Below are 14,058 nucleotides of genomic sequence, written 5' to 3'. Positions count from 1 at the left end.
CAGGGTGTAGGGTTTTTATGGCTGGAATTAATCGATTACATCAGTGAGATTTATCCATCGTCGTAACTGGGATGAGCGGTATATCGCCTCCACCAGTTGTAAGGAACTGGCCGCCGCGTCAAGATCCACCACGCCGTCAGCCTCGGGGTGGCGAAGCGCATGATAAAAGTGTGCGATCGCCTGTTGATGCCCTGTGCCCCAGTAGCTTTTGCCGCCATCCGGAGCGGTGTCGCGGGCCAGCTCGCGCTGACCGTTGCGGGTGAAAAGCCACAGAATGTTGTCCTGTAGCCGCAGGGTGCCGTGCTGGCACTGGATCTCCAGCAGCAGCGGTGAATCGGTGACATGGGCGTTGCTGGCATAGAACAGTCCGCGTGCGCCGTTATGAAATTCGAATGTCGCCATGGCGCTGTCCTCCGCCTCCGTGACATCGTTCAGGGTGGCGTTATCTACCACGCCTTTTACCCGTCTGACGCCGCCGCCAAACCACTGCATCAGATCGAGTGTATGGATGGCCTGATTGATGAGCAGACTGCCGCCTTCGGTGGCAAACCAGCCACGCCAGTCGCTGTCGCGATAATAGGCGTCACCCCGCGACCAGGTCAGAATGGCTTTGATGCTGTGCATCTCGCCGAGCGTTCCCGCTGTCAGCAACGAGTCAATGGCCTGGCTGGTGGGGTTTACACGGTTCTGATAACAGATCCCGAGCCGCCCGGTTGCGGCGTAAGCGGCGTGGCGGATCTCGGCAATATCGTTGCCGGTCATGGCGACCGGCTTCTCGCTGAAGACATGCTTTTCCGCCGCCAGCGCCGCCATAATCATCGGTTTGTGCAGGTAGTGCGGCGTGCAGATATGGACCACATCAATGTCATGGGCCAGCAGCATCTCCTGGTAGTCGCGATAAAACCGGCAACCGTACCTCTGCGCCAGATGCTCGCCTTTCGGCACATCCACCTCGGCAATGGCCCGCAGATCCACATCAGGTAGCAGGCGAAGGGCATCAATGTGGTTACGGTGGATGGCGCCACAGCCAATAATGGCGGCGTTTAACGAGGTCATCGCGCGCCTCCAACGGAAGCATTCGCCAGCATCTGTGCTTTCACGCACAGCTCAGCGGCTTTAAACGCATGCGCCTGGCTCATGGCGTGTTCAGTGCGGTTCAGGCAGTCGAGGATCAGCTCGCCAAAGAAGGGGAAGCCTACCTGACCAGCAACCGGGTAGCGGAATTCACCGTCGCGGTTGACCAGATAGACCACATCCTGCTCGCCTCGCGTCAGATCAACGTATTTGCGGATCTCAATGTAACCCTCGGTGCCGAGCAGCGTCAGACGCCCGTCGCCCCAGGTTGAGAGGCCATCCGGGGTGAACCAGTCGCAACGAAAATAACCGGTGGCACCGTTTTTGCCGCGCAGCAGGGCATCACCGAAATCCTCAAAACGGGGGTGCTGTGGATGGTTAACGTTGCGTGTCTGACTGGCGACGATGGTGGCGTCATGATTGCCGGTGAAAAACAGAAACTGCTCAATCTGATGGCTGCCGATGTCACAGAGAATGCCGCCAAAATCGTGGCGTTCGTAAAACCAGTCCGGACGGCCCTGACCCTCCCGGTGCGGCCCGGTGCCGAGTGTTTGTATGACCTGACCAATCGCTCCCTGTTTCACCAGTTGCCCGGCGAAAACCGCGCTTTCAACGTGCAGACGTTCGCTGTAATAGACGGCATATTTGCGCTCGGTGCGGGCCGCCATGGCTTTGGCATCGTCCAGTTGTGCAAGGGTGGTTAGCGGCGCTTTATCGGTGAAATAGTCCTTTCCGGCTGCCATTACTTTTAGTCCCAGCGCGCAGCGCTGTGCGGGAATGGCCGCCCCGGCGACGAGTTGCACGTCATTGTCTGCCAGAATGGTTGCCAGCGAGTCAGCAATCTTCACCTGTGGATACTGGCGAATAAAGTCTTCGCATTTCTGACGGTTAGCGTCCCAGACCCATTTCAGGGTGGCACCTGCTTCCAGCAGCCCGTTGCACATACCGTAAATATGCCCGTGGTCGAGGGCCGCGGCAGCAAAGACAAATTCGCCCGGTTTGACGACCGGTTGCGGTTTCCCCGTCGGGGCGTAATTCATGCCATCATTTTTGTTCATCGAGGGTTCTCTCATCCAGATTTTGGCCAAGGGGAATCACTCCCACTTCGCGAAAGCGGGTCACGGAGGCGGTTTTTTCGTGAAAGCGCGGGGCAAGGGCGGTAAGGCCACCGGTACGGTAAAAAGGATCGTCAGGGGGGATGGGCAATGACACGATGCGGCCGGTAATCGCCGACGTATAGATCGCAGTGATCACTTCCAGCGCCCGTTTGCCCTGCAGGCCGTCGACCAGTGGCACCGTATTGTGCTCAATGGCGCTGAGCAGGTTGTCTATCTGCCCGGTGTGAAGCGTCCAGGGGAGCGATGGCGTGGCGGCATAAAGGGCGTTGAGGCGCGCTTCGCGGTCTGTGTCGTGCACATCTTCGGGAAAACCGTTGTCCGCACTCTGAAAGGCCACAGTTTTCCATGGGGCGGAAATACACGCTTTCTCTCCCTGAATCACGATCTTTTGTGCTTCGCCGTGATGTACCACCGACGCAGTAAGCTGCGCCAGCGCGCCATTGGGGTAACGGAAAATGGCCGACGTGAGGTCTTCCACTTCGGCGTTATCATGAGCCACGTTGCTCATCATGGCGCTGACGTCGTCGGGAAAACCGAGCAACCACAGCATGGCGTCGATGTGATGTACCGCGTGGTTTAGGGTGCAGCCGCCACCCTCTTTTTCCCAGGTGCCACGCCACCAGAGGTCGTAATAACTGTGACCACGCCACCACAATGAATCTACTTGTGCATGGCAGAATTTCCCCGCGAGCCCGGAATCCACCGCCGCTTTCAGTCGCCAGAAGGCATCGGTAAAACGGTTCTGGGCAATAATCGACAACTGTTTTCCGCTGGCCTGTTGCGCCGCTATCATGGCGTCGCACTCTTCCAGTGAAGCAGCCATTGGCTTTTCACACAGTACATGTTTACCGGCATGTAGCGCAGCGATGCTGATTTCCGCATGCACATACGGCGGCGTACAGACGTCGACAATATCGATATCCGCGCCGTCTTCCAGCAATTGCTGGTGGCTGGCGTAAACACGGGCATGGCTCAGCCCATAGTGGGCTTTTTTCTCCCGTGCTTTCTCCGGGTAGATATCCACCAGCGCGACGATCCGGCAGCGACCCGGGAACTGCAAATAGCCCTGAATATGGTGGTGTGAGATATTCCCGGTTCCCACAATGGCGATATTTAGCATTCTGTTTCCCCTGTGATTACCAGCTACCTGAGGCATCCAGCGTGCGGCTGGCGACCGGTTTTTCGATGGAGGCCGCGATGCGCTGTCGCAGCAGGGTGTAGTAGTGCTGTTCGTCAAAGGGGAGACTGACCCAGTCATCGGTCCAGGTGGAAAGGTGCATGGCGTTGGAGAGCGTCAGCCCGTGAATGCCGTCATAACCGGGGGCAATCAGCGGTTCGCCGCGCAGAATAGCGGCGGTAAAGTTGGCGGTAATGACCTGATGATCGCTGCACTCTGGCGCGCAGGGGATCGAGACTTCCCAGCATTCTGGTTCGCCGAAGCCGTTTTGCCAGCGGGCGTTGAAGTCGGTTTCGGATTCACGCAGCCGCCAGAAGCGGAGCTGGCCCGCTTCGACCACCACTTTGCCGCGGCTGCCGACGATCTCCAGACGATTGGTGCCGGGCGTTTCGGCGACGGTTGTGATGAATACGCCAGTGGCGCCGTTGGCGTATTCCGCATACGCGGTCACCTCGTCTTCCACTTCGATATCCCGGTGTTTGCCAAACTGGCAGAAGGCCCGCAGCCGCACCGGCATGCCAACCAGCCACTGCCAGAGATCCAGTTGATGCGGATCCTGATTCAACAGCACGCCACCGCCTTCGCCTTTCCAGGTGGCGCGCCAGCCGCCGGAGTTGTAGTAACTCTGCGAGCGATACCAGTTGGTGATGATCCAGTTGGAACGGCGGATCTCACCCAACTCGCCGCTGTCGATGAGATCCTTCACTTTCTGATACAGCGGGTTCGGGCGCTGGTTGTACATGATGCCAAACTGCACGTCGCACTCGCGGGCGCAGGCATTCATCTCCTGCACCTGCGCGGTGTAGACGCCGGCTGGTTTTTCGCACAGCGTGTGGATGCCCGCGCACATAGCCATCATCGACAGCGCCGGGTGGTCATAGTGCGGGGTGGCGACAATCACCGCGTCAATTAAACCGCTGTTGATCATCTCTTGTGCATTATCAAACAGCGGAACGTCCGGGCCAGTGAGCCGACGGATCGCGGTATGTTTTTCGGGGTTGTGATCGCAGACAGCAGCAAGGCTGGCGCCCTCGATCTGGCCTGCCAGCAGGTAACGCGCGTGGACCGTACCGATATTACCGACACCAATAATGCCAAAACGTACTTTCTCCATTTCTTACCTTCATTCAGCGTCAGAGGGGAATGTGCGGAACATAAAAAACGAAGAAAAAAGCGACAATTAGAATTTGTGAGAACGCTCGCAGGGTGGATAAGAAAATCACTAAGCGAAGGAAATTTGGTTTAAAAAACAGAACGCTGGATCTGCAAATAATTGCAGAAATTGATTGCGAGGGAGGTCACACAATGCCAGGTAAGCTGAAAATGGAGGAGATTGCGGCGCTCACCGGCTACTCCATCAGTACCGTGTCCCGGGTGCTAAGTGGTAAATCCTACAGCAGCGACAAAGCCCGTGAAGCCATCGTGCATTGCGCACGGGAACTGGGCGTGCTGGATGAGCTGGCGTCTGGTCGGCTGCTGATCAACGGTATTGCCGTCTTCGCGCCTGGCAGAACCTTCAATGCTCGCGGCGATATCTTTTATCTGGAAGTGACGCGCGGGATTGCGCAGGCACTGAAACCGCACAATGTCTGGCTTAACTACTGTGGACTGGAAGAACAGCGGGCGGATATTAAGCTCTTTCTGGAAAAGGCGAATCACAAAGATATCAACGCGATCATCATCATTGGCTGCGATGACGACACGCTGTTTAACGTTGCCGCCACGCTGAACAAACCCTGCGTATTAATTAATACTTATGATCGCGAAATGCGTCTGGATGCAGTTTCGCCGGATCACCGTGCCATCGGTTTTTACGCGCTGCGTTACGTCTTCGGGCAAGGACACCGGCGGGTGCTGTCTATCACTACGTTGCGTCGGGAGACGCTGTATGAGCGGCTTAACGGCATCAAAGAAGCGTATCGTAGTTGCCATGTGCCGTTCGATCCGCAACAGGATTTGCTGGTAACCGAAGGCTTTTCTGCCAGCGAGGCAGAGCAGACGCTGGAGACGTGGCTGGCCGCACGACCACGTGAATACTGGCCGGAGGTGATTTTCCCTGGTTGCAGTGATATGACCTCGGGTGTACTGCGGGTGCTGGCGCGGCACAACCTCCGCGTGCCGGAAGACATTTCGCTTATCACCACCGATTTTATGTGGAATCTGGAAAATGGGCTGGCGACACCGGTCAACGGGATTGCGGTACCCTGTCGCGATCTGGGGATAGAGGCGGTGCATTTGTTACAGCAACGACTGAACCGGCCACAGGCACCGGTGTTTAATCTGTTGCTGCAGGGGCAAATGCGGGATTTTGGCTCAGTGATGAGTGCCACGCGCCACGCGGCCCGCGTGGCGCTTGACGCATAATCATGCCGTCTGTGGGGGCAGGCAAACGCCGATGCCGCCGATACCGCAATAGCCGTACGGATTCTTGTGCAGATACTGCTGGTGATCGTCCTCTGCGTAATAAAACGGTTTTGCGGCGGCGATCTCCGTGGTGACCTGGCGGTCATCCCCGGCCGCACGCATCGCGGCCTGGAAACGTTCGAGGCTGGCTTTCGCCGCCGTTTCCTGCTCCGGCGTCAGTGGATAAATCGCTGAACGATACTGCGTACCGTGATCATTGCCCTGGCGCATGCCCTGCGCCGGATCGTGGTTTTCCCAGAAGACCTGCAGCAGTTGTTCATAGCTGATGACCTTCGGATCGTACACCACGCGCACGGCTTCCGCATGACCGGTGTCCCCGGTGCAGACTTCGCGGTAGGTCGGGTTTGGCGTAAAACCGCCGGTATAGCCCGCCGCGGTGCTGTATACCCCCGGCAACTGCCAGAACAGCCGTTCCACGCCCCAGAAGCATCCCATGGCAAACAGCGCGATTTCCATACCGTCCGGCACATTGGTCATGGAGTGATTGTTAACAGCATGCAACGTCGCCACTGGCATTGGTGTATTGCGCCCGGGTAACGCATCCGACTGGCTAACAAGATGGTTTTTATCGAAAGGGCTCACGATTTGGCCTCCGGGAAAAGGAAATTGTGGTTAAGGTTGTCACAGCCTGCGTCTTTTAACACAATAAGCACTGCGAATATGACTAGATTTAAACATACGAGAATATAACTAAGTTGTCTTTTTTTCAGTCCAATGATAATGGATTGTTACGTCGTGGATCGACGCTTGTGTTTCCTGTAGGGGAGGAAACAAGGACATTCAGGAGAAAACGTGCCAAAAATTCGCCAGTTATGTATGGCCAGCCTGGTGATGGTCAGCGGGGTCGCCAGTGCGGCGAATATACGTTTGCAGGTTGAAGGGCTATCAGGAAACCTGGAAAAAAACGTTCGTGCCCAGCTTTCAACCATTCAGGGTGATGAAGTGACGCCTGACCGCCGCTTTCAGGCGCGTGTGGACGACGCCATTCGCGATGGCCTGAAAGCGCTGGGGTATTACGAACCGACCATTGATTTTGAACTCAAGCCGCCGCCGAAAAAAGGCCGTCAGGTGCTGCTGGCGAAAGTCACTCCTGGCGAGCCTGTGCGTATTGGCGGTACCGGGGTGATCCTGCGCGGCGGCGCGCGTACCGACAGGGATTATCTCGACCTGCTAAAGAAGCGCCCGGCGGTCGGTACCGTGCTGAATCATGGCGATTATGACGGCTTCAAGAAAGATCTCACCAGCGTGGCGCTGCGCAAAGGGTACTTCGACAGCGAATTCAACAAAAGCCAGCTTGGCGTGGCGCTCGACCGGCACCAGGCCTTCTGGGATATCGACTACGACAGCGGCGAACGCTATCGCTTCGGCGCGGTCACCTTTGAAGGCTCGCAGATCCAGGACCGCTACCTGCAGAATCTGGTGCCGTTCAAACAGGGGGATTACTACACCTCCGCGGATTTAGCCGAACTGAACCGCCGCCTGTCGGCCACCGGCTGGTTTAACTCGGTGGTCGTGGCGCCCGAATTTGATAAATCCCGCAAAACCAAAGTGCTGCCACTGCATGGTGTGGTATCGCCGCGCAGCGAAAACACCATTGAAACCGGGGTCGGTTACTCTACTGACGTCGGGCCGCGCGTGAAGGCGACGTGGAAAAAGCCGTGGATGAACTCTTACGGTCACAGCCTGACCTCCAGCGCCAGTATTTCCGCGCCGGAGCAGCAGCTCGATTTCAGCTATAAAATGCCGCTGCTGAAGAACCCGCTGGAGCAGTATTACCTGGTGCAGGGCGGCCTTAAGCGTACCGATCTCAATGACACCAAATCTGACTCCACGACGCTCGCTGTCTCACGCTACTGGGATCTTTCCAGCGGCTGGCAGCGCGCTATCAATTTGCGCTGGAGTCTCGACCACTTTACCCAGGCCGACGTCACCAATACGACGATGCTGCTCTATCCGGGGGTGATGATTAGCCGCACCCGTTCACGCGGCGGCCTGATGCCGAACTGGGGCGATTCACAGCGTTATTCTGTCGATTATTCCAACACCGCCTGGGGCTCCGACGTGGATTTCGTCGTCGTGCAGGCGCAAAACGTCTGGATCCGCACGCTTTATGATCGTCATCGCTTTGTGGCGCGCGGTAATCTCGGCTGGATAGAAACCGGTGATTTCGACAAAGTGCCGCCGGACCTGCGTTTCTTCGCCGGGGGCGACCGCAGCATTCGCGGTTACAAATACAAATCCATCGCGCCGAAAGATGACGACGGCAAGCTGATCGGTGCGTCAAAACTGGCGACCGGCTCGCTGGAATATCAGTACAACGTGAGCGGCAAATGGTGGGGCGCGATGTTCGTTGACGGCGGTGAAGCAGTAAGCGACATCCGCAAGAGCGATTTCAAAACCGGCGCCGGTGTTGGCGTTCGCTGGCAGTCACCGGTCGGGCCGATCAAGCTCGATTTCGCCGTTCCGGTCGGCGACAAAGAAGAGCACGGTTTACAGTTTTACATCGGTCTGGGGCCTGAATTATGAGTTTATGGAAGAAAATAAGCCTCGGCGTACTGATTTTTATTGTTCTGCTGCTGGGGGCGGTGGCGTATCTCGTGGGCACCACGTCCGGGCTGCATCTGGTTTTCAAGGCGGCGAATCGCTGGGTGCCGGGGCTGGAAATCGGCCAGGTGACGGGGGGCTGGCGTGATCTGACGCTGAAAAACGTGCGTTACCAGCAGCCAGGTGTGGCGGTGGATGCCGGGCAGTTGCATCTGGCGGTCAAACTGGATTGTCTGTGGAACAGCGCGCTGTGCGTGAATGACATTTCGCTGCGCGACATTAACGTCGCTATCGACAGCAAGAAAATGCCGCCCGCGGCGCCGGTCGAAGAAGAAGAGAGCGGCCCGCTCAATCTCTCCACACCGTATCCCATCACACTCAGCCGCGTGACGCTGAATAACGTCAACATCAAAATCGATGACACCACCGTGTCGGTGATGGATTTCTCCACCGGGCTTAACTGGCAGGAGAAAGATCTGACCCTGACGCCAACATCGCTGCAGGGGTTGCTGATTGCCCTGCCAAAAGTGGCAAAGGTGGCGCAGGAAGAGGTGGTCGAGCCGAAAATTCAAAACCCGCAGCCGGAAGAGAAACCGCTGGGCGAAACGCTGACCGAACTGTTCTCGAAACCGGTGCTGCCGGAGATGACCGACGTTCATCTGCCGCTGAATCTCAATATTCAGGAATTTCGCGGCGAGCAACTACGCCTGACCGGCGACACCGATCTGACCATCTTCAGCATGTTGCTGAAAGTGAGCAGCATTGACGGCAATACTCGCCTGGACACGCTGGATATCGATTCGAACCAGGGCACGGTGAACGCCTCAGGCACCGCACAGTTGCAGGATAACTGGCCGGTCGATATCACGCTCAACAGTACGTTGAATATTGACCCGATGAAGGGCGAGAAGATCAAACTGAAAGTGGGCGGCGAGCTGCGTAAACAGCTGGACGTTGGCGTGAATCTCTCCGGCCCGGTAGATATGTCGCTTCGCGCGCAGACGCAACTGGCGGAGGCCGGGCTGCCGTTAAACGTGGAAGTGCTGAGCAAGCAGCTCTACTGGCCTTTCACTGGCGAGAAACAGTATCAGGCCGATGACCTGAAGCTGAAACTCAGCGGCAAAATGACCGATTACACCCTGTCGTTCCGTACTGCTGTGAAGGGGCAGGGCGTGCCGCCCGCCACCATCACGCTGGACGCGAAGGGCAATGAAAAGCAGGTAAATCTCGACAAACTCTCCGTGGCAGCGCTGGAAGGCACCACCGAACTCAAAGCGCTCCTGGACTGGCAGCAGGCGATCAGCTGGAACGGTGAATTAACCCTGAAAGGCATTAACACCGCGAAAGAAGTGCCTGACTGGCCATCGAAGCTGGACGGGCTGATTAAAACCCGCGGCAGCCTGTACGGCGGTAGCTGGCAGATGGACGTCCCTGAACTGAAAATCACCGGTAACGTCAAACAGAACAAGGTCAACGTTGAAGGCTCGCTGAAAGGCAACAGCTATTTGCAGTGGACCATTCCGGGGCTGCATCTGGCGCTGGGGCGCAACAGCGCTGACGTGAAAGGCGAGCTGGGGGTGAAAGATCTCAATCTGGATGCCACTGTCGACGCCCCCAGTCTTGATAACGCCCTTCCGGGACTGGGCGGTACGGCGAAAGGTCTGCTGAAAGTTCGCGGCACGATTGATGCGCCGCAACTGCTGGCGGATATCACCGCGCGAAGCCTGCGCTGGCAGGAGCTTTCCGTCGCGCAGGTGCGTGTGGAAGGCGACGTTAAATCGACCGATCAAATTGGCGGTAACCTGAAGGTTCGCGTTGATAACATCGTCCAGCCGGGCGTTAACATGCGCCTGGTGCAACTGGACGCCAACGGCAACGAGAAACAGCACGACCTGCAATTGCGTCTCCAGGGCGAGCCGGTGTCGGGTCAGCTGACGCTGAAAGGCAGTTTTGATCGTAAAGCGGAGCGCTGGAAAGGTGAACTGAGCAATACCCGTTTCCAGACGCCGGTCGGGCCGTGGTCGCTGAGTCGCGCCATTGCGCTGGATTACCGCAATCAGGAACAAAAAATCAGCATCGGGCCGCACTGCTGGAACAACCCGAATGCCGAGTTGTGTGTACCGCAGACCATTGATGCCGGGGCGGAAGGTCGCGCGGTGGTGAATCTCAACCGTTTCGACCTGGCAATGCTGAAATCGTTTATGCCGGAGGCGACGCAGGCCAGCGGTGTCTTTAGCGGTAAAGCCGATGTCAGTTGGGATACCACCAAAGAAGGGTTGCCGCAGGGCAGCGTGACGCTCTCCGGGCGCAACGTTAAAGTGACGCAGGTCGTGAACGACGCGCCGCTACCGGTGGCGTTCGACACGCTGAATCTGAATGCGGAACTGCGCAACAATCGCGCGGAACTGGGCTGGCTGATTCGTCTCACCAATAATGGTCAACTGGATGGTCAGGTGCAGGTGACCGATCCGCAGGGACGCCGCACTCTCGGCGGCAACGTCAACATCCGTGATTTCTCGCTGGCGATGATCAACCCGATCTTCTCGCGGGGCGAGAAAGCCGCCGGTAAACTCAGCGCGAATCTGCGCCTTGGCGGTAACCTGGAGGGGCCACAACTGTTCGGTCAGATGCAACTGAGCGGCATCGATATAGACGGTAATTTTATGCCATTCGACATGCAGCCCAGCCATTTAACGATGAACTTCAATGGCACAAGTTCTGTGTTGCAGGGATCGGTACTGACACAACAGGGGCAGATCAACCTGAGCGGCAATGCCGACTGGAGTCAGATTGATAACTGGCGCGCCAGTATCGCCGCCAAAGGCAGCCGGGTGCGGATCACCGTGCCGCCGATGGTACGGCTGGACGTCTCACCGGACGTGGTATTTACCGCCACACCAAGCCTGTTCACGCTGGAAGGTAATGTGGATGTGCCGTGGGCGCGCATTGTGGTGCACGAGCTACCAGAAAGCGCGGTTGGGGTTTCCAACGACGAGGTGATGCTGAACAATAATCTGCAACCGGAAGCGCCGAAAACCGCGTCGATCCCCATCAACAGCAACCTGAATATCCATGTCGGCAACAACGTGCGTCTGGATGCGTTTGGCCTGAAAGCCCGTCTGACGGGCGATCTTAAAGTCGCGCAGGACAAACAGGGGCTGGGGCTGAACGGGCAGATTAACATCCCGGATGGCCGCTTCCATGCTTACGGTCAGGATCTGATTGTGCGTAAAGGCGAACTGCTGTTCTCTGGTCCGCCGGATCAGCCATTACTGAACATTGAAGCCATTCGCAACCCGGAAGCCACAGAAAACGACGTGATTGCCGGCGTTCGCGTCACCGGTTCTGCCGATCAGCCAAAAGCGGAAGTGTTCTCCGACCCGGCAATGTCGCAGCAGCAGGCGCTCTCTTACCTGCTTCGCGGGCAGGGTCTGGACAGCGAACAGAGCGATAGTGCAGCAATGACATCCATGCTTGTCGGTCTGGGGGTTGCACAAAGTGGTCAGGTTGTGGGTAAAATCGGCGAGACGTTTGGCGTAAGCAATCTGGCGCTGGACACCCAGGGAGTCGGCGACTCCTCACAGGTGGTGGTCAGTGGCTATGTCTTGCCGGGCCTACAGGTGAAATATGGCGTGGGTATTTTTGACTCACTGGCAACACTCACGTTACGCTATCGCCTGATGCCTAAGCTATATCTGGAAGCCGTGTCTGGCGTTGATCAGGCACTGGATTTGCTCTATCAGTTTGAGTTTTAGCAATGCGAATATTTGTTTACGGCAGTTTACGACGCAAACAAGGCAACAGCCACTGGATGACCAACGCTCAGTGGCTGGGTGCGCACAGTGTCGATGATTATCAGTTGTACAGCCTGGGCCACTATCCAGGCGCGGTGCCGGGAAAGGGCACAGTACATGGTGAAGTTTATCGTATCGACGCCTCGACCCTTGCCGAGCTTGATGCGCTGCGCACTAAGGGCGGGGAATACGCTCGCCATTTGATTCAAACACCGTACGGAAGTGCATGGATGTACGTGTACCAACGTCCGGTCGACGGGTTAACGCTGATTGAAAGCGGAAACTGGTTAGACAGAAACCAGGACTGAAAAGCCACGCCACCTTCGGGTGGCGTTGTTTTTTGCGAGCGCCTGCGCACTTTTTTCTGCAACAAGTCTGATATCTCCTTCCATCTGGAAAGCGCTTTCTGCTTTCACTCTTTGTCTGGATCCAACACTGGTGTTCTTTTGTGGTGAAGTCCACAATGACATCGCCACTTCCTGAGTTATACTTTGTCTAACTCAGGAGGGCGAGATGCGTATAACCATTAAGAAATGGGGGAACAGTGCAGGCATGGTGATTCCCGGTGTAGTGATGAAAGAACTCGGCTTAACGCCGGGCCAAAGCATGGAGGTGATGGTGAAAGATAAACAACTGGTGCTTACGCCAGTCAGTAAGCGCTATTCGCTGGAGGAGTTGCTGGCACAATGCGACATGAACGCACCGGCGATCCGCGAAGAGGATATCTGGGGTAATGATGGCCCTGTTGGTGACGAAGTATGGTAACGCGCCCGCAATATCAGCGGGGCGATATCGTCATCGTCGGGTTTGATCCCGCGAGTGGGCATGAGCAAAAAGGCGTGGGCAGACCAGCACTTGTGCTGTCGCCGCAGGCGTTTAATCGGTTGGGAACCGTGTTGGTCGCGCCAATCACACAGGGCGGAAACTATGCGCGTTATGCGGGTTTTGCCGTGCCGGTGAGCAGTCGCAATGGTGATATTCAGGGTGTGGTGCTGGTTAACCAGTTGCGTATGTTGGATCTGCAAGCCAGGCAGGCAAAAAAGGTGGATACCGCGACGGGTGAAGTGATCGAAGAGGTGTTGTTACGTGTGCAGGCAATTGTTGAATAAGCCCATGAAACAAAAACACCGCCCTCAATCAGGCGGTGTTTTATGTTCAGCGGCGGTAAGAATTACTTCTTAGCGCGTTCGAAGGAGGCGATGATTTCTGCTTTTGCCGCTTCAGCGTCGGCCCAGCCTTCCACTTTCACCCACTTGCCTTTTTCCAGATCTTTATAGTGCTCGAAGAAGTGAGCGATCTGCGCTTTCAGCAGTTCCGGCAGGTCGTTTACATCTTTGATGTGATCGTATTCTTTGCTCAGCTTGGTGTGCGGTACGGCAACCAGTTTCGCATCTTCACCGGCTTCGTCAGTCATTTTCAGCACGCCAACCGGACGGCAGCGAATAACGGAGCCCGGCTGCAGCGGGTACGGAGTCGGAACCAGAACGTCTACCGGGTCACCGTCCAGAGACAGGGTGTGGTTGATGTAACCGTAGTTGCACGGGTAGAACATCGCAGTAGACATGAAGCGGTCAACGAACAGTGCTCCACTCTCTTTGTCGATTTCGTATTTGATAGGATCTGCGTTAGCCGGGATCTCGATGACAACGTAGATATCTTCGGGCAGATCTTTCCCCGCCGGGACGTTGAGTAAGCTCATGTCTGTTTCCTTAAAAATGTGTGGCAATCTTGTGCCCGGTATTATAGCCAACTCACAAAGAATGTCTTTTCCTGTTTTCCAGTTCATCGCGTTGAAATTGTTCTTTTCAGACGAATTTCATAACTGGAAAATCCATAAACTCAGCCGCTTTTTTCATAGCGAAGTGGAAACGATTACAAATTTGTGATTAACATTTTATCCACTTTTCTGAAGTGTGATGTAACGCAT

12 protein-coding genes are annotated in these 14,058 nt (G+C 56.3%); 6 read left to right on the top strand and 6 right to left on the bottom strand.

What is annotated here, in order from left to right; genetic code table 11:
* Nucleotides 1–27: 27 nt before the first annotated feature.
* Genes AOY23_RS10710 through AOY23_RS10695 form a run of 4 tightly spaced genes read right to left on the bottom strand, consistent with a single transcriptional unit; the run spans nucleotide 28 to nucleotide 4,483 of the window.
* Nucleotides 28–1,056 (bottom strand): Gfo/Idh/MocA family protein, encoded by a 1,029-nt coding sequence (locus AOY23_RS10710; protein WP_054179633.1) that lies wholly within the window; start codon nucleotides 1,054–1,056, stop codon nucleotides 28–30.
* Nucleotides 1,053–2,132 carry a Gfo/Idh/MocA family protein gene (locus AOY23_RS10705; protein ID WP_054179632.1) on the bottom strand — a complete coding sequence of 360 codons (1,080 nt, stop codon included), beginning with the start codon at nucleotides 2,130–2,132 and terminating at the stop codon, nucleotides 1,053–1,055. Before AOY23_RS10705 ends, AOY23_RS10710 begins: the two co-directional genes overlap by 4 nt.
* The gene (locus AOY23_RS10700) at nucleotides 2,119–3,312 is read right to left on the bottom strand and encodes a Gfo/Idh/MocA family protein (protein ID WP_054179631.1); all 1,194 of its coding nucleotides are present in this window, start codon (nucleotides 3,310–3,312) and stop codon (nucleotides 2,119–2,121) included. The genes AOY23_RS10705 and AOY23_RS10700 overlap by 14 nt, the downstream gene beginning before the upstream one ends.
* A gap of 16 nt (nucleotides 3,313–3,328) precedes the next feature.
* Nucleotides 3,329–4,483 (bottom strand): Gfo/Idh/MocA family protein, encoded by a 1,155-nt coding sequence (locus AOY23_RS10695; protein ID WP_054179630.1) that lies wholly within the window; start codon nucleotides 4,481–4,483, stop codon nucleotides 3,329–3,331.
* Nucleotides 4,484–4,674: 191 nt separating this feature from the next.
* On the opposite strand from AOY23_RS10695, the gene AOY23_RS10690 reads away from it, so the two are divergent.
* Nucleotides 4,675–5,733, top strand: a complete 1,059-nt coding sequence (locus AOY23_RS10690) for a LacI family DNA-binding transcriptional regulator (protein WP_054179629.1) — start codon at nucleotides 4,675–4,677, stop codon at nucleotides 5,731–5,733.
* Here AOY23_RS10690 and msrA read toward each other — a convergent pair whose 3' ends face one another.
* Entirely contained in the window at nucleotides 5,734–6,375 is a 642-nt protein-coding gene (msrA, locus tag AOY23_RS10685; protein WP_054179628.1) for a peptide-methionine (S)-S-oxide reductase MsrA, read from the bottom strand.
* A 210-nt stretch (nucleotides 6,376–6,585) separates the two neighbouring features.
* Here msrA and tamA point away from each other — a divergent pair, with 210 nt between their 5' ends.
* From tamA to AOY23_RS10660, 5 genes are all read left to right on the top strand, one after another.
* On the top strand, nucleotides 6,586–8,319 hold the full coding sequence (gene tamA / locus AOY23_RS10680) for an autotransporter assembly complex protein TamA (protein WP_054179627.1): 1,734 nt from the start codon (nucleotides 6,586–6,588) through the stop codon (nucleotides 8,317–8,319).
* Nucleotides 8,316–12,092, top strand: a complete 3,777-nt coding sequence (tamB, locus tag AOY23_RS10675) for an autotransporter assembly complex protein TamB (protein WP_054179626.1) — start codon at nucleotides 8,316–8,318, stop codon at nucleotides 12,090–12,092. Before tamA ends, tamB begins: the two co-directional genes overlap by 4 nt.
* Before the next feature lie 2 nt (nucleotides 12,093–12,094).
* The gene (locus AOY23_RS10670; protein ID WP_054179625.1) at nucleotides 12,095–12,439 is read left to right on the top strand and encodes a gamma-glutamylcyclotransferase family protein; all 345 of its coding nucleotides are present in this window, start codon (nucleotides 12,095–12,097) and stop codon (nucleotides 12,437–12,439) included.
* Nucleotides 12,440–12,644: 205 nt separating this feature from the next.
* Nucleotides 12,645–12,896, top strand: a complete 252-nt coding sequence (locus AOY23_RS10665) for an AbrB/MazE/SpoVT family DNA-binding domain-containing protein (RefSeq protein WP_054179624.1) — start codon at nucleotides 12,645–12,647, stop codon at nucleotides 12,894–12,896.
* A complete protein-coding gene (locus AOY23_RS10660; RefSeq protein WP_054179623.1) occupies nucleotides 12,890–13,240 on the top strand; it encodes a type II toxin-antitoxin system ChpB family toxin in 351 nt (116 codons plus the stop codon). The genes AOY23_RS10665 and AOY23_RS10660 overlap by 7 nt, the downstream gene beginning before the upstream one ends.
* A gap of 62 nt (nucleotides 13,241–13,302) precedes the next feature.
* On the opposite strand, the gene ppa is transcribed toward AOY23_RS10660, so the two are convergent.
* Entirely contained in the window at nucleotides 13,303–13,830 is a 528-nt protein-coding gene (gene ppa / locus AOY23_RS10655) for an inorganic diphosphatase (protein WP_054179622.1), read from the bottom strand.
* Between the last annotated feature and the right edge of the window lie 228 nt (nucleotides 13,831–14,058).

The organism is Trabulsiella odontotermitis (genome assembly GCF_001297775.1).
GTDB lineage: Bacteria > Pseudomonadota > Gammaproteobacteria > Enterobacterales > Enterobacteriaceae > Trabulsiella > Trabulsiella odontotermitis.
The sequence above is the reverse complement of the archived record's forward strand: the minus strand, read 5'-3'. Positions and strand labels throughout refer to the sequence as shown.

Bases quoted from the DNA above. Each gene is read 5' to 3' on its own strand.
- AOY23_RS10710 (WP_054179633.1), bottom strand. From the start codon at position 1,056: ATGACCTCGTTAAACGCCGCCATTATTGGCTGTGGCGCCATCCACCGT.
- AOY23_RS10705 (WP_054179632.1), bottom strand. From the start codon at position 2,132: ATGAACAAAAATGATGGCATGAATTACGCCCCGACGGGGAAACCGCAA.
- AOY23_RS10700 (WP_054179631.1), bottom strand. From the start codon at position 3,312: ATGCTAAATATCGCCATTGTGGGAACCGGGAATATCTCACACCACCAT.
- AOY23_RS10695 (WP_054179630.1), bottom strand. From the start codon at position 4,483: ATGGAGAAAGTACGTTTTGGCATTATTGGTGTCGGTAATATCGGTACG.
- AOY23_RS10690 (WP_054179629.1), top strand. From the start codon at position 4,675: ATGCCAGGTAAGCTGAAAATGGAGGAGATTGCGGCGCTCACCGGCTAC.
- tamB (WP_054179626.1), top strand. From the start codon at position 8,316: ATGAGTTTATGGAAGAAAATAAGCCTCGGCGTACTGATTTTTATTGTT.
- AOY23_RS10670 (WP_054179625.1), top strand. From the start codon at position 12,095: ATGCGAATATTTGTTTACGGCAGTTTACGACGCAAACAAGGCAACAGC.
- AOY23_RS10665 (WP_054179624.1), top strand. From the start codon at position 12,645: ATGCGTATAACCATTAAGAAATGGGGGAACAGTGCAGGCATGGTGATT.
- AOY23_RS10660 (WP_054179623.1), top strand. From the start codon at position 12,890: ATGGTAACGCGCCCGCAATATCAGCGGGGCGATATCGTCATCGTCGGG.
- ppa (WP_054179622.1), bottom strand. From the start codon at position 13,830: ATGAGCTTACTCAACGTCCCGGCGGGGAAAGATCTGCCCGAAGATATC.